Genomic DNA, 25,396 nt, shown 5'->3' with positions numbered 1-25,396 from the left:
AGCGCTTTGCGCGCGCCGTGCCTTGCCGCAGGTCAGGCGCTGATGCGCGCCTGCGCCGCGAGTCGATTGATCGAGCGCTCCAGTTCATCCAGTGCGGCGGCGGCTTTCGGATCGTCCTGCTTGAGCAGGGTTTCGCTGCGCTGGCAGGCGGCGCGCAGTTGCGGCACGCCGCAATAACGGGTCGCGCCATGCAAACGGTGCACGCGTTCGAGCAGGGCATTCTGGTCGTGGCTGTCACGCGCGGCGCGTATCGCTTCGCGGTCGGCTTCCAGCGACGCCAGCAGCATGGCGAGCATGTCCGCCGCCAGATCCGCCTTGCCGGCCGCCAGACGCAAGCCTTCTTCGTGATCGAGCACCGGCAGTTCCTGCTGATTCACCGCGCTGTCGCCGTTGCGCTCCGGCGCCTGATTGCGCAGGGCCAGTCCGGTCCACTTCAACACCACCTGCGCCAGTTGCCGCTCGCTGATCGGTTTGGTCAGGTAGTCGTCCATGCCGCTTTGCAGCAGCGCGCGTTTTTCGTTGGCCATGGCGTGGGCGGTGAGGGCAACGATCGGCAGCGGCGTGCAATGCCGCTCGCTTTCCCACTGGCGAATGGTTTCAGTGGTCTGGCGACCGTCCATGCCGGGCATCTGCACGTCCATCAACACCAGATCGAAAGATTCGCTCTGCACCGCTTTGACTGCTGCGTAGCCGCTTTCCACCGCGAGCACTCGAGCGCCCATGTCTTCGAGCAGGGTCTGCACCAGCAGCAGATTGGCCGGGTTGTCGTCGACACACAGCACGCGCGGCGCACGGCTGGACAGCGGCTCGCCCGGTTCGCTGCGGGTCTGGCGCGGATTGACCAGATCGGACAGCGCCCGGCGCAATTTGCGCGTACACGCCGGTTTGGCCTGAAGCTGGCTGTGCGGGTTGGGCACCGACAGGTGAAACAGCGTCTGTTCGGTGGTCGGGCACAGCACCAGCACTTTGCAGCCCAGGTGTTCGAGGTCCCAGATGTGCTGGTTCAAGCGTTCCGGGAGCATGTCGTTGCTGGTGATGCCGATCACTGCCAGATCGATCGCCTGATCGGTCTGATGCGCGCCGGTGACGCCATTGCTCAGGCTCTCCAGAGTGTTGAACGGCGTAACTTGCAGTCCGCAGTCTTCCAGCTGATGTTGCAAGGCCTGACGCGCCAGTTCGTGATTTTCCAGCACCGCCACACGGCGCCCGAGCAATGGCGCGGCGGGCAGGTCTTCGGCGTCGTCGCGAGTCTTGGGCAGGCTCAGGCTGATCCAGAATTCCGAACCTTCGCCCGGCGTGCTGTCGACGCCGATCTCGCCGCCCATCTGTTCGATCAGGCGCTTGGAAATCACCAGCCCCAGCCCGGTGCCGCCGGGTTGGCGCGACAGCGAATTATCCGCCTGACTGAAAGCCTGGAACAGCGCGCGCACATCCTGACTCGACAGACCGATGCCGGTGTCCTGAATGCTGATGCGCAGTTGCACGCTGTCTTCGTGTTCGTCTTCGAGCATCGCCCGGGCGACGATGGTGCCTTCGCGGGTGAACTTGATCGCGTTGCTGACCAGATTGGTGAGGATCTGTTTGAGGCGCAGCGGATCGCCGACCAGCGACAGCGGCGTATCGCGATAGACCAGGCTGACCAGCTCGAGCTGCTTGGCGTGCGCGGCCGGGGCGAGGATGGTCAGGGTGTCCTGCAACAGGTCGCGCAGGTTGAACGGAATATGGTCGAGCACCAGTTTGCCGGCCTCGATCTTCGAGAAATCGAGAATCTCGTTGATGATTCCCAACAGGCTGTCGGCGGACTTTTCGATGGTGCCCAGATAGTCGAGCTGGCGCGGGGTCAGTTCGCTTTTCTGCAACAGGTGAGTGAAGCCGAGAATGCCGTTGAGCGGCGTGCGGATCTCGTGGCTCATGTTGGCGAGGAATTCGGATTTGATCCGGCTGGCTTCCAGCGCTTCTTTGCGCGCCAGGTCCAGCTCGATGTTCTGGATCTCGATGGTTTCCAGGTTCTGCCGCACGTCCTCGGTGGCCTGATCGACGCTGTGCTGCAATTCTTCACGAGCGTTCTGCAGGGTGCCGGCCATGCGGTTGATACCCGAGGCCAGTTCATCCAGTTCCTGACTGCCGAGGGGCGGCAAGCGGGTTTCCAGATGACCGTCCTTGAGTTGCGCGACCGCTTGTTTGATCTGGCTCAGCGGACGGTTGATGGTGCGGCCCATGCGCAACGCGAGGAGGGCGGCGCCAGCAAGTCCGGCGGCGATCAGCAGCAGGCTGGCGAACAGGCTGCGATAGCCGCGCAGCAACATGCCGTTGTGCGACAGCTCCAGTTCGACCCAGCCGAGCAGGCGTTCGGATTCTTCGGGAATGATTTCACCGGCCAGATTGCGGTGCTTGCCGAACACCGGCATCAGGTAGCGCGTCGCGTCATTGCCGCTGCGTCGTTGCAGCAGCGCGCTGTCACCGCTCGGCGCCTGATTGAGCATGGTCGGCCCGGCGTGGGCCAGTGGCGAGCGGTCCGCCGCGAGGAAGGTCACTGCGCGCACGTCGGGTTGTTCAAGGGACTGGGTGGCGATGCGTTCAAGCAGATCGGCATCGCCGTGACCCATTGCCGGCGCCACCAGCGGCGCCAGTTGCTCGGCGATCATTTCGCCGCGCTGCATCAATTGGCTTTGCAGGTCGGTCTGCTGCGTCCAGGTGAAATAGCCACCCAGCACCAGCGCCATCAGGCTGGTCGGCAACAAGGTCAGCAACAGCACGCGACCTTTGATTCCCAGTTTCTTGAGCACGCCTATCTCCCGCATCCCGCTGTTCTGTTGACACATGCGTGCATCCGGCACGCGACATGGGCGCAGTGTAGCGATTTGCAGGCGGGCAATCTTGCGGAAAATGCAGCGCCGCCCACGCACTCGTTCGTCCGACAGGCCAAGCTTGTGTTGCCCGCTGTCGGACAATCTTGAATAATCCGCCAACTGAGAATTACTTGCAGATACTCATGACTCCTGTTTCCGTTGGCCAGCCACGCATCCTTTCCATTGAAGACGATCCGGTCCTCGGCGCTTATGTGCACGAGCATCTGGGCCGCAGCGGTTTTCAGGTGACCTGGTGCCAGAGCGGCCAGGAAGGTCTGAACATCGCCCAGCGTCAGCCTTTCGACGTGGTGCTGATGGATATTCTGCTGCCGGGGCTCGATGGTCTGCAGTTGTTGACGCAATTGCGGCAGAGCCATTCGACGCCGGTGTTGCTGATGTCGGCGCTGGGTGCCGAGGCCGATCGCATCAGCGGTTTCCGCCTCGGTGCCGATGACTATCTGCCCAAGCCGTTCAGCATGGCCGAGTTGCATGTGCGCATCGAAGCGATCCTGCGCCGCGTGGCCTTGGATCGGCGCCCGCCTGCGGTTACCGCTGCGGTGGTCAGCGGCGCCCTGCGTTTCGATGACGAACAGTGCGATGTGTTTTTCCGCGAGCAAGCGGCCGGGCTGACCCGCAGCGAATTCCGTCTGCTGGAAACCCTGCACCGCAACAACGAGGAGGTGCTGAGCAAGGCCTTCCTTTATCAGCACGTCCTGCAACGCGGCTTTGCGGCGCACGACCGCAGCCTCGACATGCACATCAGCCAGATCCGCCGCAAACTCAAAGCCATCGGTTACACCGAGCGCGAAGTGCGCACGGTGTGGGGCAAGGGCTACGTCTTGAGCGGCGCCGATGAAACTGTCTGAGCTGCCGGGTCGGCATTCGCTGTTCTGGAAACTGGCGTGCCTGCTGGTGGCGTTCTGTCTGCTGATGATCTGGTTGAGCTGGTCGTGGGGCCGCTACATGGAGGAGCGCAATCAGTTTCTCTCCAGTGACGCGCGCAGCACCCTCAGCCGTTACGCCGCGCAAGCCGAACAGGCGTGGCAGCGCGGCGGGCGCAATGGCGTGGATGACTGGTTGCAGAGCATGGAATTGCGCGAGGCCAGTTGGGTCGGCGTGATCGGCGCTGATTTGCAGTCGCTGAGCAGCCAGCCGTTGAACGCGGCAGAGGTGCAGCACCTGACCTTTTTGCGCGGCCTCGACTGGCCGATTCACAAGAAGGGCCGGCCTTGGCTGCGGGTACCGTTCCCTCAGGATCCGACCGTCGGCATTCTCGTCATTGAATTGCCCGAGCGTTTTGTCCCGGGCAAGTACCGGGTGTTCTGGCGGGTGATCACCAACGGTTTGATTCCCGGGCTGTTCACTCTGTTGCTCTGCGTCGGCCTGTATCGCCTGTTGGTGGTGCCGCTGAACAACCTGCGCGAACAGGCCAACGCCTGGCGCGCCGACCAGTTGAATGTGCGCCTGTCGAGCGGCATCACCCAGCGCCCGGATGAACTCGGTGAACTGGCGCGGGCCTTCGATTCCATGTCCGAGCGCCTGCAAACCACCGTCGCCTTGCAGCAGCAGTTATTGCGCGACTTGTCCCACGAACTGCGCACGCCGCTGAGCCGTCTGCGCGTGGCCAGTGAAAGCGAACAGGGCCTGGCGCAATTGCGCGAGCGCATCGGCCGCGAGGTCGACGGCATGCAACGTTTGGTCGAAGACACCCTGCAACTGGCCTGGCTCGACACCGACCGCTCGCCGTTGCCGGATGAAGCGATCCAGATTCAGGCGCTGTGGGAAATGCTCACCGACAACGCCTGCTATGAAAGCGGCTGGCCGAGCCTGCAACTGCAATGCTCGGTCGAAGAATCGTGCTGGGTGCGGGGCAACCTCAATACCCTCGCGCAAGCGCTGGAAAACATCCTGCGCAATGCCATTCGTCACTCGCCCGAGGGCGGCATTGTGCGTCTCGATGCACGCCGCGATGGCGAGTATTGGCATTTGTGGCTGGAGGATCAGGGCGGCGGCGTGGCTGACGAAGATCTGCAGCGAATCTTTTCGCCGTTCATTCGATTGGACGGATCAAGGCCCGGCGATGGTGGCTTTGGCTTGGGCTTGAGCATTGCGCGCAACGCGGTGCAGCGCCAGGGCGGGTTGCTCTGGGCGGAAAATACCGGGGCGGGGCTGCGGTTGAATTTGCGCTTGCTGGCGGATGATGGTGTTGCCCATGCGGACGCCTTCGCGAGCAGCACCACGAGAACTGAGTGTTGCGCAAATAAAAGTCTCACCACTGGTGAGACTTTTGTGCCTTATTCCCATAAACCATAAGCACCGCACTTTGCGTGATATGGCCTGCGCGGGTTTGCCGGTATGATAGGCGCCCCCGCACGTCTGGATTGCGAATACGCCATGACCCTGCAGTACCCAACCATCGCCGATTGCGTCGGCAACACGCCGCTGGTGCGTTTGCAGCGCCTGCCCGGCGCCACCAGCAACACCCTTTTGCTCAAGCTCGAAGGGAACAACCCGGCGGGTTCGGTCAAGGACCGCCCGGCGTTGTCGATGATCACTCGCGCCGAGTTGCGCGGGCAGATCAGTCCCGGCGATACGCTGATCGAGGCGACCTCCGGCAACACCGGTATCGCGCTGGCGATGGCCGCTGCGATCAAGGGTTACAAGATGATCCTGATCATGCCGGACAACTCCAGCGCCGAGCGCAAGGCGGCGATGACCGCTTATGGCGCCGAGCTGATTCTGGTGACTCAGGAAGAGGGCATGGAAGGCGCCCGGGATCTGGCCCAGCGTATGGAAGCCGAAGGCCGTGGCAAGGTGCTCGACCAGTTCGCCAATGGCGACAACCCCGAAGCGCACTACACCACCACCGGCCCGGAAATCTGGCGTCAGACCCAGGGCAGCATCACCCATTTCGTCAGTTCGATGGGCACCACCGGGACCATCATGGGCGTGTCGCGCTACCTCAAAGAACAGAGCGACAGCGTACAGATCGTCGGTCTGCAACCGATGGAAGGCTCGGCCATTCCCGGCATCCGCCGCTGGCCGCAGGAATACCTGCCGAAGATCTATCAGGCTGACCGCGTCGACCGTATCGTCGACATGGCGCAAAGCGAAGCCGAAGACGTGACCCGTCGTCTGGCCCGCGAAGAAGGCATCTTCTGCGGCGTGTCCTCGGGCGGTGCGGTGGCAGCGATGCTGCGCCTGTCCAGAGAAGTTGAAAACGCGGTGATCGTCGCGATCATCTGCGACCGTGGCGACCGTTATCTGTCGACCGGCATTTTCGACGCGCCCAACTGATGGCAAAGCACGAACGAGGCCTGCGCTTCCAGCCTACAGGCGGGAGCAAGGCGCCGCAGATCCCGACCGGTAAAAAGCAGCGCTTGAGTATCGAGCGCCTGGCCAATGACGGTCGCGGTATCGCGTTTTTCGAAGGCAAGACCTGGTTCGTCCTCGGCGCCCTTGCCGGTGAAGAGGTCGAAGCACGGGTGCTCGGCGCCCACGGCAAAGTGGTCGAGGCACGTACCGAGCGCGTGTTCACGGCCAGCGAATTGCGGCGCCCGGCAGCATGCCCACACTTCGGCCGCTGTGGCGGTTGCAGCGTTCAGCATTTGCCCCACGGCGAACAGCTCGCCCTGAAACAGCGCATGCTCGCCGAGCAATTGTCGCGGGTGGCCGGTGTCGAACCTGAAGAGTGGGCGGCGCCGCTGACCGGCCCGGAATTCGGTTACCGTCGGCGCGCGCGCATCGCCGTGCGCTGGGACATGAAGGCAAAAAAACTCGAAGTGGGTTTCCGCGCTGCCGGCAGTCAGGACATCGTCGCGATCAGCGAATGCCCGGTGCTGGTACAGCCCTTGCAGCCGATCATGACTCGCTTGCCGGAGATGCTGCGGCGCTTGAGCAAACCGCAGGCGCTGGGCCATGTCGAGTTGTTCAGCGGCTCATCTCTGGCGGTATTGCTGCGGCACATGGCGCCGTTGTCTGAAGCGGATCTGACCATTCTCAAGGATTTCTGCCAGTTCCATGAAGCGCAGTTGTGGCTGCATGGCGAAGGTGAACCGCAACCGGTCGAAGCCGGTCAGAGCCTCGGCTATCGCCTGGAACAGTGGGATCTCGAGCTGGCTTATCGGCCGGGTGACTTCGTTCAGGTCAACGCCGGGGTCAACGAAGCGATGATCGCTCAGGCGCTGGACTGGCTTAAACCGACGGCTGAAGAACGCGTGCTCGACCTGTTTTGCGGGTTGGGAAATTTTGCGCTACCGCTGGCCAAAAGCGTCCGTGAAGTGGTGGCTGTGGAGGGCGTGCAGACCATGGTCGAGCGGGCCGCTGCCAACGCCGTCAGTAACAATTTGCATAACACAAAGTTTTTTCAAGCCGATTTATCCCAGCCTTTGAGCGATGCCCAGTGGATCGGAAACGGCTTTTCTGCGGTACTCTTGGACCCACCGCGTGACGGTGCTTTCGAGGTGGTGCGCAAGCTCGCGACCCTGGGTGCCAAGCGGTTGGTATATGTGTCGTGCAACCCGGCCACGCTGGCGCGCGACACGCAGGAATTGATCAAGCAGGGCTACCGGTTAAAACGTGCCGGGATTCTCGATATGTTTCCTCAGACGGCACATGTCGAGGCCATGGCGTTATTTGAAGCGAGCCAGGACGGCTCGTCTGAATCCGTCTGATCTGTCCGCGCAGCGCTCGCCTGAGCCCCGCGAGCGCGAACGGACACTGAGGATCAGCGATTTGACGCATTGAATCTGCGTCGTAGGGAAGGTAAAGCAGCATGGTACAGGTGAGAGCACACCAGCCGATCAACACCGACGGCAGTATCAATCTCGAGGCCTGGCTCGATCACGCGGTCAGTGTCGATCTGGCACTGGATCGCGAGGCCTTGAAAGAAGCCTGCGAGTTCGCTCGCGAGGCCGAACAGCAGTCCAATGCGAAGAAGAACCTGTGGGCCGAAGGCTCCGGCAGTTTCAGCACGGGCCTTGAGATCGCCGAAATCCTCGCCGACCTCAAGCTCGATCAGGATTCGCTGGTCGCCGCCGTTTTGTATCGCGGCGTGCGTGAAGGCCAGATAGAGCTGGCGGCCATCGGCCAGCGCTTCGGTCCGGTAGTGGCCAAGCTGATCGACGGCGTGCAGCGCATGGCGGCCATCAGCGCCAGCCTCAGCCCACGGCAATCGATGGTCATGGGCACGCAAGGGCAGGTCGAGAACCTGCGCAAAATGCTCGTGGCCATGGTCGATGACGTACGCGTTGCGCTGATCAAACTGGCCGAACGCACCTGCGCCATCCGTGCGGTGAAAACCGCCGACGATGAAAAGCGCAACCGCGTCGCTCGCGAAGTCTTCGACATCTATGCGCCACTGGCGCATCGCCTCGGCATCGGTCACATCAAATGGGAGCTGGAGGACTTGTCCTTCCGCTATCTCGAACCCGATCAATACAAGCAGATCGCCAAGTTGCTCCACGAGCGGCGGCTGGATCGCGAGCGCTTCATCAGCGACGTGATGACCCAGCTCAAGGACGAACTGCAGGCCACCGGCGTCGACGCCGACATCAGCGGCCGGGCCAAACACATCTACTCGATCTGGCGCAAAATGCAGCGCAAGGGTCTGGAATTCAGCCAGATCTACGACGTTCGCGCGGTGCGCGTGCTGGTGCCGGAAATGCGCGACTGCTACACCGCGCTCGGCATCGTCCACACTCTGTGGCGGCACATCCCGAAAGAATTCGACGACTACATCGCCAACCCGAAAGAGAACGGCTACCGCTCGCTGCACACGGCGGTGATCGGTCCGGAAGGCAAGGTCCTCGAGGTGCAGATCCGCACCCATTCCATGCACGAGGAGGCCGAACTCGGCGTTTGTGCGCACTGGCGCTACAAGGGCACCGACGTCAAATCCGGTTCGAACCATTACGAAGAGAAAATCTCCTGGCTGCGTCAGGTGCTCGAATGGCACGAAGAGCTGGGTGACATCGGCGGTCTGGCCGAGCAGCTGCGCGTCGACATCGAGCCCGATCGGGTTTACATCTTCACTCCAGACGGGCACGCCATCGACTTGCCGAAAGGCGCGACGCCGCTGGATTTCGCCTATCGCGTGCACACCGAAATCGGCCACAACTGCCGGGGCGCGAAGATCAACGGCCGTATCGTGCCGCTGAACTACAGCCTGCAGACCGGCGAGCAGGTCGAGATCATCACCAGCAAGCACGGCACGCCGAGCCGCGACTGGCTGAACCCGAACCTCGGTTACGTCACCACCTCGCGGGCGCGGGCGAAAATCGTTCACTGGTTCAAGTTGCAGGCTCGCGATCAGAACGTTGCGGCCGGTAAAACCCTGATCGAGCGCGAACTCAATCGCCTCGGCCTGCCGGCGGTGGATTTCGACAAGCTGGCTGAAAAGGCCAACATGAAAACCGCCGAAGACATGTTCGCCGCCCTCGGTGCCGGTGACCTGCGTCAGGCGCATCTGGTCAACCTTGCGCAGCAATTGGTCGAACCGGAGCGCGGCAACGAACAGTTGGAGCTGATCCCGCGCAAGGCCACCGGTTACAAGCCGGGCAAGCGCGGCGATATCCAGATCCAGGGCGTCGGCAATCTGATGACGCAAATGGCCGGTTGCTGCCAGCCACTGCCGGGCGATGCGATCGTCGGTTACATCACCCAAGGCCGGGGCGTGAGCATTCACCGTCAGGACTGCGCCTCGGTGCTGCAACTGGGCGGGCGCGAGCCGGAGCGGATCATTCAGGTCAGCTGGGGGCCGGTGCCGGTGCTCACCTATCCGGTGGACATCATCATCCGCGCCTACGACCGTTCCGGCCTGCTGCGTGACGTCTCGCAGGTGCTGCTCAACGAGCGCATCAACGTGCTGGCGGTCAACACCCGTTCGAACAAGGAAGACAACACTGCGCTGATGTCGCTGACCATCGAGATCCCCGGTCTGGATGCGCTGGGGCGGTTGCTGGGGCGGATTTCGCAATTGCCGAACATCATCGAAACGCGGCGTAACCGTACCCCGTGATGTGGTTTCTCTGTGGGAGCGAGCCTGCTCGCGAAGAGGGCGTGTCAGTCGACATCTTTGTTGCAGACACAGCGCTTTCGCGAGCAGGCTCGCTCCCACAATGGTTCTGTGGTGAGACAGAAAAATGATGTACAGCCTCGAAGACCTGCTCCACCTGATGTCCCGTCTGCGCGATCCGCAGTTCGGTTGTCCGTGGGACATCAAGCAAACCTACGCGACCATCGTCCCGCACACCCTCGAAGAAGCCTATGAAGTGGCCGATGCCATCGAACGTGGCGATCTCGATCACTTGCAGGGCGAGTTGGGCGATCTGTTGTTTCAGGTGGTGTATTACAGCCAGTTGGCCAAGGAAGAGGGGCGGTTCGAATTTGCCGGGGTGATCGACAGCATCACGCGCAAACTGATCCGCCGTCATCCGCATGTGTTCCCGACGGGCGATCTGTACGCGCCGCTCGACGTGCCGCGCTTGAGCGAAGAGCAGGTCAAGCAGCGCTGGGAAGAGATCAAGGCCGAAGAGCGTGCCGAGAAAGCCTCGGCGCCCGAGCAGTTGTCCTTGCTCGACGACGTGCCGGCCACGTTGCCGGCACTGTCGCGCTCGGCCAAGTTGCAGAAGCGCGCCGGGCAGGTCGGTTTCGACTGGCCGGATGCCTTGCCGGTGCTCGACAAGGTGCGCGAAGAGCTCGATGAAGTGCTCGAAGCCATGTCGGAAAATGATCCGGTGGCGGTGGCCGACGAGATCGGCGATCTGCTGTTTTCCGTGGTCAATCTGGCCCGGCATCTGAAGGTCGATCCGGAAACCGCCCTGCGCGGCGCCAATGGCAAGTTTGAACGACGTTTCCGTTTTATCGAACAGGCATTGCGCGACACCCACCGTCCCATGGAAGATTGCACCCTCGAAGAGTTGGACGCCCTGTGGGGCGAAGCCAAACGCCAGGAAAAGAATGAGCCCAGCTGCGGCTGAGCCGTTGCCCAAGTGAGTAAGCATTGATGAGCCTTTCCCTTCGCGACCAGTTGCTCAAAGCAGGCCTGGTCAACCAAAAGCAGGCCAAGCAGGTCAGCAAAGACAAGCAGAAGCAACAGCGCCTGGCCCACAAAGGCCAGGCCGAGCTGGACGATTCGCAGCAGCGCGCCGCCCAGGAAGCCATGGCCGAGAAGGTCAAGCGCGACCAGGAGCTGAACCGTCAGCAGCAGGAGAAGGCCGAGGCCAAGGCCCGCGCCGCGCAGGTCAAGCAGTTGATCGAAGTCTCGCGTCTGCCCAAGCTGACCACCGAGGACTACTACAACTTCGTCGATGACAAGAAGGTCAAGCGCATCTCGGTCAACACGCTGATGCGCAACAAGCTCAGCAGCGGTTCGCTGGCGATCGTGCACCACAATGGCGGCTATGAAGTGATTCCCCGTGAAGCGGCGCTGAAGATCCAGGAGCGCGACCCGCAGCGCATCGTCCAGCTCAACGTGCAGACCGAAGAGGTCAACGCCGAGGACGATCCGTACGCGGCGTACCAGATCCCTGACGATCTGATGTGGTAAATCCACGGCTGTAACAACGACGAACCCCGCTCATGGCGGGGTTTGTCGTTTTCAAATGCTGTGTCGTTTCAGGCGGACTTCAGTTCTCTTTGCTGTTCCTGCACTTCCAGTTCGGCCTTGTAGTTATGCGCATCTATTTCGTTGTGGAACATGCCGACCAGCAAGTCTTGTTGATGCACATCCCAGATACGGATGCCGGCGGCCAGGCCTTCGTGGGACATGTGTGAATCGTCGCGTTCAGTTACTTTTACAGTCATCTGCTAGCTCCAGATCTCAAGTTACTGCACCAAGGCGTGTGCAGGACTCTGTTATAGGATTTGTTAGTCAGCTAAGTAAACCGCCAATTGGCACAAGGTGTTGTTGCGGATTTCGCAACAAAGCTGCAGGCCGCGTAAACCGCGACATTCGGTCGCAGGGTGGTAAGTTTCATGACAGAAGTTTCATCTCCAGACCCATGCGAACCCTTGTGTAGGAGCTGCCGAAGGCTGCGATCTTCTGATCTTGTCTTTTAAAGTCAAAGTCAAAAGATCGCAGCCTTCGGCAGCTCCTACACAGGGGATTTGTGTTGAGTCATGAGGTTTTCTGCAGGCCAAAAAAAACGCCCCGAACCAGTCGGGGCGTTTTTTGTGTGGCTCAGCAGCGGGGAATTACTTGCCTTCCCAGCGCTTCAGTACCAGCGTGGCGTTGGTGCCGCCGAAGCCGAAGCTGTTGCTCATCACGGTGTTGATGGTGGCGTTCTCGCGGGTCTTGGTCAGCACCGGCAGATCGGCCACTTCCGGGTCGAGCTCGTCGATGTTGGCGGAGCCGGCGATGAAGTTGCCTTCCATCATCAGCATGCAATAGATCGCTTCGTGCACGCCGGCGGCGCCCAGGGAGTGACCGGACAGGCTCTTGGTCGAGCTGATCGCTGGAGCCTTGTCGCCGAACACTTCACGCACACCTTTCATTTCCGCGACGTCGCCGACCGGAGTCGAAGTGCCGTGGGTGTTCAGGTAGTCGATCGGGGTGTCGACGGTGGACAGCGCCTGCTGCATGCAGCGGATCGCGCCTTCGCCGCTCGGGGCAACCATGTCGTAGCCATCGGACGTTGCGCCGTAGCCAACGATCTCGGCGTAGATCTTCGCGCCACGGGCCAGAGCGTGTTCCAGCTCTTCAACGACAACCATGCCGCCGCCGCCAGCGATGACGAAACCGTCGCGGTCCTTGTCGTAGGCGCGGGAAGCTTGTTCCGGGGTGTCGTTGCGCTTGCTGGACAGAGCGCCCATCGCGTCGAACAGGAACGACTGGCTCCAGTGCTCTTCTTCACCGCCACCGGCGAAGACGATGTCCTGCTTGCCCATCTGGATCTGTTCCATGGCGGTACCGATGCAGTGAGCACTGGTGGCGCAGGCAGAAGCGATGGAGTAGTTCAGGCCCTTGATCTTGAACGGCGTGGCCAGGCAAGCGGAAACGGTGCTGCTCATGGTCCGCGTTACACGGTACGGGCCAACGCGCTTCACGCCTTTCTCACGGAGGATGTCCAGCGCTTCCATCTGGTTCAGCGTGGAAGCACCGCCGGAGCCGGCGATCAGGCCGGTACGCGGGTTGGACACTTGCTCTTCGGTCAGGCCGGAGTCAGTGATGGCGTCTTTCATGGCCAGGTAGGCGTAAGCCGCTGCATGGCCGACGAAGCGATAGATCTTGCGATCGATCAGCTCTTCAAGGTTGAGGTCGATGGAGCCGGAAACCTGGCTACGCAGACCCATTTCAGCATATTCCGGGTTGAACCGGATGCCAGGGCGGCTTGCACGCAGGTTAGCGGAGACGGTCTCTTTGTCATTGCCCAGGCACGAAACGATGCCCAGACCAGTGATAACGACGCGGCGCATGCGAATAACCCTTAGAAGTTGTCAGTGGAGGTGAACACGCCGACGCGCAGGCCTTCGGCGGTATAGATTTCGCGTCCGTCGACACTGACCGAACCATCGGCGATGGCCATGTTCAGCTTGCCCTTGAGGACGCGTTTGATATGAATGTTATAGGTGACTTTCTTCGCGGTCGGCAGCACCTGACCGAAGAATTTCACTTCGCCCGAACCCAGCGCACGGCCGCGGCCCGGCAGGCCTTGCCAGCCCAGGAAGAAACCGACCAGTTGCCACATGGCATCCAGACCCAGGCAGCCCGGCATCACCGGATCGCCTTCGAAATGGCAGGCGAAGAACCACAGGTCAGGGTTGATATCCAGCTCGGCGACCAATTCACCTTTGCCGTACTTGCCGCCTTCTTCGCTGATATGGGTGATGCGATCCACCATCAGCATGTTCGGGGCGGGCAGTTGCGCGTTACCTGGGCCGAACAGCTCACCGCGACTGCAGCGCAGCAGGTCTTCCCGAGTAAAGGCGTTTTGTTTGGTCATGCGAGCTCCTCAATAATCCCATGCGGCAGGTGGGGCAGATCTTCCCGACCGTTCAAGGCGTTCATGCCTCGAACCGGCAGCCTACTCATAGACTATTGCGTTGTGGTGAAAGTCACAGCACCAAGGACATGAATGTACACTTGTGCACTGAAATTTTTAATCAAGCCCCTTTTGGGGCTCGTTCGGGTGCCTAAGACTGCCGCACTTTCGCTTTTCACGCCAGTCGCAGATGGTCGAAAGGCCCACACTACGACACCCAGCGCTGCAAAATCTGCTGCAGGTCATTGCGTTTGAACGGCTTGGCCAGGTAATCGTTCATCCCCGCTGCCAGACAGGTTTCGCGATCGCCCTGCAAGGCGTTGGCGGTCAGCGCGATGATCGGCACATCGCGGCGTCCGGGCAGGTCGCGGATCTGTCGCGTGGCCTCGTAGCCGTCGATGATCGGCAGCCGGCAATCCATCAGAATCACTTCGAACTCGCCGCCCTCGGCACTGCGCACCGCTTGTGCGCCATCGGTAGCCACGCTGACCGCGAAGCCCAGGCTGCGCAGCATTGCCTCGATCACGGTCTGGTTGACCGGATTGTCTTCGACCAGCAACACATGGCGTCCCTCGCCCTGACCACTGCCGTTCAGGGTGCGCGGCGCGGCCAGCGCTGGCATTGCCTGCTTATATAGTGCCAATGGAATTTCCAGAGTGAATACCGAACCGCGTCCTTCCTGACTTTGCGCGCGCAAGGTGCCGCCCATGCGTTCGGACAGGGTCCGTGCGATCGGCAGACCAAGCCCGGTGCCGCCGTAACGACGGGAGATCGAACTGTCGGCCTGCTGGAAGGCGTTGAACATCAGCTCCAGACTCTCAGAAGAAATACCGATGCCGCTGTCACGCACCGAGCAGGTGAACCACAGCAGTTCGTGATCCAGCGACTGCCATTGCGCCTCGATGCTGACCCGGCCCTGCTCGGTGAACTTCAAGGCATTGCCGACCAGGTTGACCAGAATCTGCCGGATCCGCGTCGGATCGCCCTGCACCTGCAAGCCGCGCATGTCGTCGGGGATGCGCAGATTCAGCGCCAGGCCGCGCTGCACTGCGCTGTGCTGGAACGACTGCGCGCAGGCGCCGATCAGCTCGGCGAGGTTGAATGGGATGTGCTCAAGCTCCAGCTCAGAACGTTCGATTCGCGAGAAGTCGAGAATGTCATTGATGACCTTGAGCAGATGTTCGGTCGACTCCGAAGCAAGCGCGGCGTATTCGACCTGCTCCTCGGTCATCTCGGTAGTTTCGAGCAACTGCAACATGCCCAGCACGCCGTTCATGGGCGTACGCAGTTCATGGCTCATCATCGCCAGAAAATCCGATTTGGCGTTGTTGGCCTTTTCCGCTTCTTCGCGGGTCTGGATCAGTTGCGCCATCGCCTGCTGCTGTTCGCGACTGGCCTGCTCCAGCGCCTGAGCAAGGTTGTTGATGTGCTGCGACAGCGCACCCAGTTCAGTGTCATCGACAATCGGCAGCGGGGTTTTGTAGTCGCCTTCCTGAATCGCCTTGACCGCATCGCCGATATCGCGGATCGGTTGCGAAAGACTGCCGGCCAAACGACGGGCGACGACAAAAGTGAAGAGCAGGGCGAACAGCGCGAGAATCCCGGCCTTGAACAGGATCTCCTGCTGGCGCTGACTGAAAGCATCGTTGGACAGCCCGACGATCACTCGCCCCAGATAATCCTCGCCGGCGGCGCTGTTGCTGACTTTGCCGTCCTGAAAGAAGTCGTTGTGCAAGGCGATCCGCTGCAAACGCACCGGTGCCTGAAAGACTTCGACCTGATGCGGGCGGCTGTGGCTATCAGCCGGTTGTTCGACATACACCAGAATCTGGTTGGCGCTGTCCTGCACTTCGAGAAAGCGCACGTTGGGCGTGGCCAGGGTTGCCTTGAGCAGGCTTTCCAGCACTTCGTTGTTGCCGGAGATAACCCCGTATTCCGTGGCCGGGGCCAGTTGATTGGCGATCAACTGGCCGGTGTGGTTCAGCTCCTGACGCAAATCCTGGATACGCACGAAGGTGAAGAAGCTGATCAACAGCAACGTCAGCAGCAGCGCCGGCCCGAGGCTGATCAGCTGCGTGCGGGTGTTGATGTCCCAACGGCGACGAAAACTCATGGGCGGCGCTCTCCTTCGGCCAAGGCACTGGCGACAGATGCTTCATTCAGCGGTTCGATGCCTAGGGAACGAGCCACCTGCGCATTACTTGAGACTTTGAAACGAGCGGGGTAAAGCGTTCGCGGCCAGGCGCTGGTGGGCTGATCGAGCAAATGGTCGAGAATCGCCAGCCAGTCGCTCTGGTCGCTGTAGGTACTGGCAAGGCTGCCAGCGCGAACGAATGCAATGTTGGGGCCGATCAGCGCAACCTGCCGCGAGTAGCTGCTGAGCAAGAGGTTTTTTGCCGTCTGCGAGTTGTACAGGTCGGGGTCATCGAGGCCGAGTAAGACGTCGCTGCTTTTCAGCACCGCTTGCAGCGGACGGCTGTCGTGAATGTTGTCCCAGCGCTGGCTGACAATCTGCAGATTCAATGGCCGCGCAGCCACGCGCAATTCGTCGAGGAGGAACTCGCCGTGCTCATCGAACAGCACGCCGACGCGCCGGGCTTGCGGCAGGATTCGCCGGATCAGTTGCAGTTGCCGGCTCAGCGGCGGGTCGCTCCAGAGCAGGCTCAGGCGCGCCGGTTGGGCATCGGCGAAACGCTGGCGCGCCTGCAAGCGGCTGATGCGCAACACCAGCGTCGACGGGCCTTGTGAGTCTTGCAGACGCCAGTCGAGGCTGGGCAGATCGAGCAGGATCAAGCGCAGACTGGCCGGCAGTTTGCCCGGAGCCGGCAAACTGGCCAGCGGCTGGAACCGCACATTGTCGGTCGGGCGCAGTTCACTCAGCGCTTGCACGAAGGCCTGCACGCCGGGGCTTTCCTCGGCGCCGGTCAACAGAATATCCGCCGCTTGCACCGCGACGCCGTGCAGCCACGCGGTCATGAACAGGCAGAGCCCGGCCAGCCAGTGGCCCAGGGTGGGCGTCTTCCGTGACGGGCCGGTGCGCATCCTAGAACTCCAGCTCGGCACTGAAATACATCACCCGGCGTTCGTCGTAATTATTGTCGACGAAGGTGTTCGGCTGATGGTCGAGACGCTGTTGCAGCACGCCGGCCAATTGCAGCTGAGCTTTGCCAATGGCGATGCGTTTGGCGATGTGCGTGTCGACGCGTTCGAAGCGATAGCCGTTGAGCGCGTTGTCGCCGTAATAAAAGAGGGCGCTGTTCCAGCCATGCCCCCAATTGCGCAGCCAACCGGCGGAACCGCTGTTGCGCGAGGTCAACTGCTGGTCCAGCGGATTGCTCGCCTCGGCATCGACGAAGGCATAAGTGAAGCGCAAACGGTCGGCGTTGCTGAGGCGCCAGTCGAGTTGCGTTTCGCTGCCGCGAAAGCGCGAGCTGTTGGCGTTGCTGGCGATGTACTGGTTGTTGCGCAGCGGTTCACTGATCATGCCGGTGATTTCGTCGTAGAACAGCTTCACGTCCACGGCCAGACCGAGTTCGGCGAAATAACCGTTGTAGCCCAATTCGCGAGAACGCATGTGCTCCTGATCGAGATCGCCGGGGCCACGGGTCTTGACGAAATAACGCGCCGACGATTGGCCGTAAGCCGAGGGTCGCAGGTTGCTGACCTGATAGCTCCAGTTGACGTTGTTCTCGAACATGTCCGGCGAACGGATCGCCTCCGAGTACACCGCGCGCAGGCCATGACGCGGGTTGATCAGGTAGTTGACCGCGAAGCGCGGGGTCAGCGAGCTGCCGATCAGTTGCGTGTCTTCGAACATCGCGCCGCCCTGCACCAGCCAGTGCTCGGTCGCGCGCCATTCCAGTTGGCCGAAGGCGCGCCAGGTGGTGTCGTCGAGGGTGCCGTTGAAATAGGTCTCGGAATCGGCGCGGTCGTAGCGGTAATTCAGGCCGCTGACCAGTCGCAGGCTGTCGGACAGGCTGAGGGTGTCCTGCAGCTCGAGGTCGTAGCGCGATTCGCGGGCGCTCTGGTCGATATCGCCGCACAAGGTCTGGCTGGCGCCGTTGCGCCATTGCTCGAGCACTTGATTGGCCAGCGCCATTTCCTGCGGCGTGCCGGGCGCCGCGCCGGGGCCGGTGAACTGGGTGATGTTGCGCGCCAGCCGTTCGGTGTAATTCGGGTTGAGCTGCCACAGCTGCGTCAGTTCAGGGCTGAACGACACCTCGGCATCGCAGGCGCGCCAGACTTGCTGGCGATCCCAGTGCTGCGCCGAACCTTGCACATAAAGGCTATGTTCGGGATTGATATCGAGGTTCCAGCGTACCGAACCGGCGTAATCCTTGGCCACCACGTCGGAATTGTTCCCGGCGTCGGTAATCCCCGAGAACACCGGGCGGTAGGTATAAGGTCGCTGATTGCTGCCGTCCTTGGCGTTGAGCTGCCAGTCGAGGCTTTGCCCTTCATTGAGGTCGTGGCTGACCGCCAGGCTCAGACGATTCAAGCGTCGACTGTCGCGATAATCGGCGCCGTTGCGGTCGCTGTCGAAACCGTCGTCTTCCTGGCCGGACAGCGACAGGCGCAGATCACCGCCATCCCAACCGGTGCCCTGGCTGGCATAAAAGTCGTTGATGCCACGCTGGCCGCGAGTGATCTTCAAACGCGTGCCGTGGCTGTCGGCCGGGTGGCGAGTGATGATGTTGATCACCGCCATCAGCGCGTTGGCGCCGTAGCTGACTGTGTTCGGGCCGCGAAACACCTCGATCCGTTCGATGTCTTCCATCGCTACCGGAATATCGCTCCAGTCCACCGTCGCCAGGCCGGCGCGGTACACCGAGCGGCCATCGATCAACACCTGCATGCGCCGTGCTTCGCTGGCGTTGGTGCCGTGGTAATTCACCGCCGGCTGATTGCCGTTGATGCTGCCGACCATCATCCCTGGCACCAGTCGCAGTAGCTCGCTGATGTCGCGGGCACCGCTGGCGCTGATCAATTCGCTGTCGAGAACGGTCATGCTCCCGGGCACTTCCGCTGGCGTCTGTTTCAGCCGCGTGGCTGTGAGTACCTGCGGCAGCGTCTGGCTGTCGACGAACAGGTCGTCCGCCAGCACCAGCGGGCTGAACAGCAGCGCCAGTAGCAGCGGCGAGCGCGGGGGAGGAGGGCCAGAAAACACGACACAGCCTGCAGAGAGAAGAATTGGCGCGCATGTTAACCGAGGGCTGCGACTTTTCCAGTGACGTTGCAGGCATTTTCCTAGGTTTTGTTGGTCTTCTTCCTACAAATGTCGGTAATTGTTGCTGGGGCTGGCCGCGACCGGGTCGCCCCGTATAATGCCCGGCATCGCCACTGGTATGGATTAACGGATTGCATATGACTGAACAGCGCCCGATTGCGGTCCTGGGAGGCGGAAGTTTTGGTACCGCCGTGGCCAATCTGCTGGCCGAGAACGGCCATCAAGTCCTTCAGTGGATGCGTGACCCCGAGCAGGCCGAGGCCATCCGGGTCAATCGTGAAAACCCGCGTTACCTCAAAGGCATCAAGATTCTGCCGAGCGTGACCGCTGTCACCGACCTGCAAGCCACTCTCGATGCCTGCGATCTGTGCTTTGTCGCGCTGCCATCCAGCGCCTTACGCACGGTACTCGCCGCCCACGCCGAGCGCTTGAGCGGCAAGATGCTGGTCAGCCTGACCAAAGGCATCGAAGCGCAGACCTTCAAGCTGATGAGCCAGATCCTCGAAGAGATCGCCCCGCAGGCGCGTATCGGTGTGTTGTCCGGGCCGAACCTGGCGCGGGAAATCGCCGAGCACGCGCTGACCGCCACGGTGGTCGCCAGCGAAGACGAAGAACTGTGCAAAGCTGTGCAAGCCGCGCTGCACGGGCGAACCTTCCGCGTGTACGCCAGCGCCGACCGTTTCGGTGTCGAGCTGGGCGGGGCGTTGAAAAACGTTTACGCGATCATCGCCGGCATGGCGGTGGCGCTGGAGATGGGCGAGAACACCAAGAGCATGCTGATCACTCGCGCCTTGGCCGAGATGACCCGCTTTGCGGTGAATCAGGGCGCCAACCCGATGACCTTCCTTGGTCTGGCCGGGGTTGGCGATCTGATCGTCACCTGTTCGTCACCCAAGAGCCGCAACTACCAGGTCGGCTTCGCCCTCGGTCAGGGCTTGAGCCTCGACGAAGCGGTGTCGCGTCTCGGCGAGGTCGCCGAAGGGGTCAACACCCTCAAGGTGCTCAAGGCCAAGTCCCAGGAAGTCGGCGTGTACATGCCGCTGGTCGCCGGGCTGCACGCGATCCTGTTCGAAGGACGCACGCTGGAGCAGGTGATCGGTCTACTGATGCGTGCCGAGCCGAAAACCGACGTCGACTTTATTTCCACCAGCGGTTTCAACTGATTCAGCTGTTACACGGACAGGAAGCAAGCCATGAACGATCCGAAAAGCGAAACCCAGTACGAATCCATCCTCCTGCGGGTGTTGTGGATGATCGTTTATCTGCTGGTCTGGCAAGTCGCGCAGTTCATCCTCGGCGCGGTGGTATTGGTGCAACTGATCTACCGCCTGATCTACGGCGCACCGAGCGCCAGCCTGATGAATTTTGGCGACAGCCTCAGCCAGTTCCTCGCGCAGATCGGCCGCTTCGGCACGTTCCACAGTGACCAGAAGCCCTGGCCGTTCGCCGACTGGCCGGCGCCGCGCACCCCGGAAGGAGAAGCGCCGCACACCGTCGCCCCGGCCGCGCACCCGGTGCGCGATGAGGAGCCCAAACTATGAAACTGTGGGTATTGCGTCATGGTGAGGCGGTGCCTCACGGTTCGAAAATCGATTCCGAGCGCGAGCTGACCGAGCATGGTCGTAACGAAGTCCTGCGCAGCGCGGCGCATTTGATGGGCCAGCCGCTGACGGCGATCTACGCCAGCCCTTATCTGCGGGCGCAGCAGACCGCGCAGATTGTCCGCGAGGCATTGGGTTTCGAGCCGGAGATCCGTACGGTCGAGTGGCTGACGCCGGAGAGCGATCCGGACAAGGTCGCCGAGCAATTGGTCGCGGTGAGCAACGTGCTGCTGGTCAGCCACAACCCGTTGGTGGGCAATCTGCTCAGCTATCTGCAGCACGGCGCCGGGCATCCGCCGGAGCGGGTAAGTACAGCGGGGCTGGCCGAGCTTGAGCACAGCGAGCTGCTGATTGGCTCGATGAAGCTCAATAGCCTCAAGCACCCTTAACGCCCTATCCCTGTGGGAGCGAGCCTGCTCGCGAAGGCGGCGTGTCATTCACCCTTTTTGGGGCTGACACACTGCATTCGCGAGCAGGCTCGCTCCCACATTGGTTTCTGCCACCCCATGAAATTATTTGTTTGAAAATTACAACCAAGCACTTGCTTGGTTGACTACGCTTGCTCCAGACCAAAAAAACAGGAGCGAGTCGCATGTCTGCCGCCTTCCGTTTGCCGCTGGACGTGTTCTACGAACGGGAAGCCCGGCACCCGCGCCAGCGCTTTCTGGTGCAGCCGATCGGTGGCGGGCAGGTCGAGACGCTGACGTGGGCCGATGTCGGCCATCAGGCCCGCTGTGCGGCGCACTGGTTGCGCGCGCCGGAGTTACCGCCCGGCAGCCACATCGCGCTGATCTCGAAAAACTGCGCGCACTGGATCATCGCCGACCTGGCGATCTGGATGGCCGGGCATGTGTCCGTGCCGCTGTACCCCAATCTCACCGCCGAATCCGTGGCGCAGGTGCTGACTCATTCGGAAAGTGCGCTGGCGTTCATCGGCAAACTGGATGACTGGGCAGGCATGTCGCAGGGCGTGCCGGCGGGCCTGCCGACCATCAGCCTGCCGCTGCATCCGCCAGGCGAGTTCGATTACAGCTGGGCGGACCTGCAGAGCTGTTCGCCAATCCAGGACGATCCACGCCCCGCCGCCGAACAACTGGCGACGATCATCTACACCTCCGGCACCACCGGCCTGCCCAAAGGCGTGATGCACAGTTTCGCCAATCTCGGTTTCGCCACCAGTCGTGGCACGCAGCTGTTCGGGCTCAATGAGAATGATCGGCTGCTGTCGTATCTACCGCTGTGCCACGTCGCCGAGCGCATGTTTGTTGAACTGGCATCGATCTACACCGGGCAGACAGTGTTCTTCGCCGAAAGCCTCGACACGTTCATCACCGATCTGCAGCGCGCGCGGCCGACCGCTATGTTCGGTGTGCCGCGTATCTGGACCAAATTCCAGATGGGCGTGTACAGCAAGATCCCGGCGCAGCGCCTGGATTTTCTCCTCGGGCTGCCCTTCATCGGCAAGCGCGTCGGGCACAAAGTGCTGGCCGGGCTCGGCCTGGATGCCTTGCGCGTAGCGTTGTCGGGCGCCGCTCCGGTACCGCAGACCTTGCTCGCCTGGTATCAGAAACTCGGCCTCGATGTGCTGGAGGTGTACGGCATGACCGAGGGCTGCGGCTATTCGCATATCTGCCTGCCGGGGCGATACAAGCAAGGCTGGATTGGCCAGCCGTGCCCGGAAGTCGAGGTGCGCATCGATGAGTCCGGCGAGGTGCAGGTGCGCAGTCAGGCCAACATGCTCGGCTATTTCAAAGAACCGCAGAAAACCGCCGAGACCCTCACCGCAGACGGCTTTCTGCGCACCGGCGACAAGGGCGAGCAGGACAGCGAAGGGCGCCTGCGCCTGACCGGGCGACTCAAGGAAATCTTCAAGACCAGCAAAGGCAAATACGTCGCGCCGGCGCCGATCGAAAACCGCCTGGCCGTGCATTCACGCATCGAACAGGTGTGCGTGGTCGGCGATGGCCTGAGTGCGCCGCTGGGGTTGTGCGTGCTGTCGACGGTCAATCAGCAAGAGCCTCGTGCCAGTCTGCACGCGAGCCTGGAAAAATTGCTGGAAGAGGTCAACGCCGCCCTCGACAAGCACGAACGCCTGCGCCGGCTGGTGGTGGTCAAGGACAACTGGGCGGTGGATAACGGCTTCCTCACGCCGACCCTGAAAATCAAACGCAACGTCATCGAAGACCGCTACGGCGCACGCTTCGAAGAATGGAGCGCGCGCAGCGAGGCGGTGCTGTGGCAGGATTGAGCATCGATTACAACAACAAAGGAAGTCTGCGATGAGCTTGTGGCGTACTACTCCCGACATCGAACAGTTGAACGCAATCCAGAAGAACACCATTGGCGAAGTGCTGGATATTCGCTTCGAAGCCTTCGACGAACAGTCGCTGACCGCGAGCATGGTCATCGACCATCGCACCCATCAGCCTTACGGTCTGCTGCATGGCGGCGCCTCGGTGGTGCTGGCGGAAACCGTGGGTTCGATGGCCAGTTATCTGTGCATCGATGCCAGTAAATTCTATTGCGTCGGCCTGGAGATCAACGCGAATCACTTGCGCGGCTTGCGTAGCGGAAGGGTGACGGCGGTGGCCACGCCGATTCATATCGGGCGCACCACGCATGTCTGGGACATCCGTTTGACCAGCGATGAAGGCAAGGCCAGTTGCGTGTCGCGCCTGACCATGGCGGTGGTGCCGCTCGGGGAACAGCCGCCGCTGCGTTGACATTCATCGGGTTCCGTCAGGACGAGCCCTCACCCCAGCCCTCTCCCATAGGGAAAGGGGGCCTACCGTGTGGTTTTCGCGATCCTCGTCGACCTGATAATTCGAGTCGAGCTCAGGTCCCGGACACTCCCCCGATCTGCTCCCTTTCCCCCTCGCCCCCTTGGGGGAGAGGGCTGGGGTGAGGGGGCAGCGGTCTCGCTGATACACATCACCCTGACCGGACTGTCATCATTCCTGGCACTTACAGTCATTGCTGCGACGCCGGCTCTTGCGGACAATCAACGCCACGATTCCCGCTCATGGATTTGCCCGCATGTCGCAACCGATCTTTTTCGCCCACGCCAACGGCTTCCCTTCGGGGACCTATGGCAAGTTGTTCGCGGCGCTGGCGCCGGAGTATCGGGTCGTGCATCTGGAGCAGCACGCCCATGACCCACGTTTTCCGGCGGACGACAACTGGTACAACCTGGTCGATGAACTGATCCATCACCTGGAGCAGCAGGAACAGCCGGTATGGGGCGTCGGCCACTCCTTTGGCGGTCTGCTGCACTTGCATGCGGCGTTGCGTTGTCCCGAGCTGTATCGCGGCGTGGTCATGCTCGACTCGCCGGTGCTGACCCGCACCGATCAGTGGGTGATCCGCGCGGCCAAGCGCTTTGGTTTCATCGACCGGCTGACCCCGGCCGGGCGCACCCTCGGGCGCCGTGAGGAGTTCGCCGATCTCGACAGCGCGCGCAGTTACTTTTCCGGCAAGACCCTGTTTCGTGGTTTCGATCCGGAATGTTTCGATGCCTACCTGCAACACGGTTTGCATCAGGTCGACGACAAGCTGCGTCTGCGTTTCGACCCGGCCACGGAAATCAGCATTTATCGCGGCGTGCCGCACACCAGTCCGGGGCGCACCCGCCAGTTGCAGGTACCACTGGCCATGGTGCGCGGGCACAAGAGCCGAGTGGTCATGCGCCATCACACACGTTTCGTCTCGCGTCTGCCCCAGGGTGAGGCGCTGAGCATGCCCGGGGGGCATATGTTCCCGCTTGAGCGCCCGCAAGATACGGCACGGCTGCTCAAGAGTCTGTTCATGCGCTGGGAGCAGCGCCAGAACAAGGATTGCGCATGAGCCCGACCTGCGAAGAAGTGCGTCTGAACCTGCCGCACATCGAGTTGGCCGCGCATCTGTTCGGCCCCGAGGACGGCTTGCCAGTGATCGCGTTGCACGGCTGGCTCGACAACGCCAACAGCTTCGCGCGGCTGGCGCCGAAGCTCCACGGTTTGCGTATCGTCGCGCTGGACATGGCCGGCCACGGTCATTCCGCGCATCGGCCGAACGGCGCCGGTTATGCCCTGTGGGACTACGCCCATGATGTGCTGCAAGTCGCCGAGCAGCTGGGCTGGAAGCGTTTCGGCCTGCTCGGGCATTCGATGGGCGCGATTGTCTCGATGGTGCTGGCCGGTTCGCTGCCCGAGCGCATCAGTCATCTGGCGCTCATTGATGGCGTGATTCCTCCGACAGACAAAGGCGAAAACGCCGCAGAGCGCATGGGCATGGCCCTACAGGCGCAACTTGATCTGCGCGAAAAGCGCAAACCGGTCTATACCACCCTTGAGCGTGCCATCGAAGCGCGAATGAAAGGCCTGGTGGCAGTCAGTCGCGAGGCCGCCGAACTGTTGGCCCAGCGCGGTTTGATGCCGGTGCCCGGCGGTTACACCTGGCGCACCGACAATCGCCTGACCCTGCCATCGCCGCTGCGCCTGACGGAAGAACAGGCAATGGCGTTTGCCTCGCGCGTCGGTTGCCCGGCCCATCTGGTGGTCGCGGCGGATGGCATGCTGGCCAGGCATCCGGAGTTGCTGAAGCGTCTACCCTTCAGCCACGAACAGTTGCCGGGCGGGCATCATCTGCACCTGAATGACGAGGCTGGCGCAGGTCTTGTAGCAGACTGTTTCAATCGCTTCTTCGCCATGCCTTGACTTGCTACCGGCAACTGCCGAGGCTGGGCGGGTTGAAACAGGA

Annotated in this window: 21 protein-coding genes; 14 read left to right on the top strand and 7 right to left on the bottom strand. The window is 61.7% G+C overall.

Annotated features, from left to right (window positions below; genetic code table 11):
* Positions 1 to 32: 32 nt before the first annotated feature.
* The gene (locus PS14A_RS18355) at positions 33 to 2,786 is read right to left on the bottom strand and encodes a response regulator (protein WP_212616920.1); all 2,754 of its coding nucleotides are present in this window, start codon (positions 2,784 to 2,786) and stop codon (positions 33 to 35) included.
* 206 nt (positions 2,787 to 2,992) lie between these two features.
* Between PS14A_RS18355 and PS14A_RS18350 the strand changes: the two genes are divergently transcribed.
* The 7 genes from PS14A_RS18350 (at position 2,993) to PS14A_RS18320 (ending at position 11,397) form a co-directional block, all read left to right on the top strand.
* Positions 2,993 to 3,715, top strand: coding sequence for a response regulator transcription factor (locus tag PS14A_RS18350; protein ID WP_212616919.1), 723 nt, complete (start codon positions 2,993 to 2,995; stop codon positions 3,713 to 3,715).
* Positions 3,702 to 5,162: a sensor histidine kinase gene (locus PS14A_RS18345; RefSeq protein WP_249121342.1), complete on the top strand. Its 1,461-nt coding sequence runs from the start codon at positions 3,702 to 3,704 to the stop codon at positions 5,160 to 5,162. The genes PS14A_RS18350 and PS14A_RS18345 overlap by 14 nt, the downstream gene beginning before the upstream one ends.
* 81 nt (positions 5,163 to 5,243) lie before the next feature.
* Positions 5,244 to 6,146: a cysteine synthase CysM gene (gene cysM, locus PS14A_RS18340; RefSeq protein WP_212617049.1), complete on the top strand. Its 903-nt coding sequence runs from the start codon at positions 5,244 to 5,246 to the stop codon at positions 6,144 to 6,146.
* The gene (gene rlmD, locus PS14A_RS18335) at positions 6,146 to 7,522 is read left to right on the top strand and encodes a 23S rRNA (uracil(1939)-C(5))-methyltransferase RlmD (RefSeq protein ID WP_212616918.1); all 1,377 of its coding nucleotides are present in this window, start codon (positions 6,146 to 6,148) and stop codon (positions 7,520 to 7,522) included. The genes cysM and rlmD overlap by 1 nt, the downstream gene beginning before the upstream one ends.
* A gap of 101 nt (positions 7,523 to 7,623) precedes the next feature.
* Positions 7,624 to 9,867, top strand: coding sequence for a GTP diphosphokinase (gene relA / locus PS14A_RS18330; RefSeq protein ID WP_041479585.1), 2,244 nt, complete (start codon positions 7,624 to 7,626; stop codon positions 9,865 to 9,867).
* A 127-nt stretch (positions 9,868 to 9,994) separates the two neighbouring features.
* A complete protein-coding gene (mazG, locus tag PS14A_RS18325; protein WP_024013963.1) occupies positions 9,995 to 10,828 on the top strand; it encodes a nucleoside triphosphate pyrophosphohydrolase in 834 nt (277 codons plus the stop codon).
* Between the two features lie 26 nt (positions 10,829 to 10,854).
* Positions 10,855 to 11,397 (top strand): DUF2058 domain-containing protein, encoded by a 543-nt coding sequence (locus PS14A_RS18320; protein ID WP_016773645.1) that lies wholly within the window; start codon positions 10,855 to 10,857, stop codon positions 11,395 to 11,397.
* 68 nt (positions 11,398 to 11,465) lie between these two features.
* Here PS14A_RS18320 and PS14A_RS18315 read toward each other — a convergent pair whose 3' ends face one another.
* From PS14A_RS18315 to PS14A_RS18290, 6 genes are all read right to left on the bottom strand, one after another.
* Complete coding sequence (locus PS14A_RS18315) at positions 11,466 to 11,654, bottom strand: hypothetical protein (RefSeq protein ID WP_016773646.1); 189 nt, start codon at positions 11,652 to 11,654, stop codon at positions 11,466 to 11,468.
* A gap of 390 nt (positions 11,655 to 12,044) precedes the next feature.
* On the bottom strand, positions 12,045 to 13,265 hold the full coding sequence (gene fabB / locus PS14A_RS18310; protein ID WP_016773647.1) for a beta-ketoacyl-ACP synthase I: 1,221 nt from the start codon (positions 13,263 to 13,265) through the stop codon (positions 12,045 to 12,047).
* 11 nt (positions 13,266 to 13,276) lie between these two features.
* A complete protein-coding gene (fabA, locus tag PS14A_RS18305) occupies positions 13,277 to 13,792 on the bottom strand; it encodes a 3-hydroxyacyl-[acyl-carrier-protein] dehydratase FabA (RefSeq protein WP_024013962.1) in 516 nt (171 codons plus the stop codon).
* A 247-nt stretch (positions 13,793 to 14,039) separates the two neighbouring features.
* On the bottom strand, positions 14,040 to 15,944 hold the full coding sequence (locus tag PS14A_RS18300) for an ATP-binding protein (protein WP_212616917.1): 1,905 nt from the start codon (positions 15,942 to 15,944) through the stop codon (positions 14,040 to 14,042).
* A complete protein-coding gene (locus tag PS14A_RS18295; protein WP_137213915.1) occupies positions 15,941 to 16,873 on the bottom strand; it encodes an ABC transporter substrate-binding protein in 933 nt (310 codons plus the stop codon). Before PS14A_RS18295 ends, PS14A_RS18300 begins: the two co-directional genes overlap by 4 nt.
* 1 nt (position 16,874) lies before the next feature.
* On the bottom strand, positions 16,875 to 18,998 hold the full coding sequence (locus tag PS14A_RS18290) for a TonB-dependent receptor (RefSeq protein ID WP_212616916.1): 2,124 nt from the start codon (positions 18,996 to 18,998) through the stop codon (positions 16,875 to 16,877).
* A 197-nt stretch (positions 18,999 to 19,195) separates the two neighbouring features.
* On the opposite strand from PS14A_RS18290, the gene PS14A_RS18285 reads away from it, so the two are divergent.
* The 7 genes from PS14A_RS18285 to PS14A_RS18255 all read left to right on the top strand — a co-directional run bounded on the left by PS14A_RS18285 (position 19,196) and on the right by PS14A_RS18255 (position 25,353).
* Positions 19,196 to 20,221: an NAD(P)H-dependent glycerol-3-phosphate dehydrogenase gene (locus PS14A_RS18285; protein ID WP_212616915.1), complete on the top strand. Its 1,026-nt coding sequence runs from the start codon at positions 19,196 to 19,198 to the stop codon at positions 20,219 to 20,221.
* A gap of 30 nt (positions 20,222 to 20,251) precedes the next feature.
* Entirely contained in the window at positions 20,252 to 20,599 is a 348-nt protein-coding gene (locus tag PS14A_RS18280) for a DUF4389 domain-containing protein (protein WP_016773653.1), read from the top strand.
* A complete protein-coding gene (gene sixA, locus PS14A_RS18275) occupies positions 20,596 to 21,048 on the top strand; it encodes a phosphohistidine phosphatase SixA (RefSeq protein ID WP_122707440.1) in 453 nt (150 codons plus the stop codon). Before PS14A_RS18280 ends, sixA begins: the two co-directional genes overlap by 4 nt.
* Before the next feature lie 203 nt (positions 21,049 to 21,251).
* On the top strand, positions 21,252 to 22,907 hold the full coding sequence (locus tag PS14A_RS18270) for an AMP-binding protein (protein WP_212616914.1): 1,656 nt from the start codon (positions 21,252 to 21,254) through the stop codon (positions 22,905 to 22,907).
* 31 nt (positions 22,908 to 22,938) lie between these two features.
* A complete protein-coding gene (locus tag PS14A_RS18265; RefSeq protein WP_016773655.1) occupies positions 22,939 to 23,382 on the top strand; it encodes a hotdog fold thioesterase in 444 nt (147 codons plus the stop codon).
* A 313-nt stretch (positions 23,383 to 23,695) separates the two neighbouring features.
* A complete protein-coding gene (locus PS14A_RS18260) occupies positions 23,696 to 24,502 on the top strand; it encodes an alpha/beta hydrolase (protein ID WP_212616913.1) in 807 nt (268 codons plus the stop codon).
* On the top strand, positions 24,499 to 25,353 hold the full coding sequence (locus PS14A_RS18255; protein ID WP_212616912.1) for an alpha/beta hydrolase: 855 nt from the start codon (positions 24,499 to 24,501) through the stop codon (positions 25,351 to 25,353). The genes PS14A_RS18260 and PS14A_RS18255 overlap by 4 nt, the downstream gene beginning before the upstream one ends.
* Positions 25,354 to 25,396: the final 43 nt, after the last annotated feature.

It is taken from the genome of Pseudomonas sp. 14A (genome assembly GCF_018132745.1).
Classification (GTDB): Bacteria; Pseudomonadota; Gammaproteobacteria; order Pseudomonadales; family Pseudomonadaceae; genus Aquipseudomonas; species Aquipseudomonas mercuritolerans.
The sequence above is the reverse complement of the archived record's forward strand: the minus strand, read 5'-3'. Positions and strand labels throughout refer to the sequence as shown.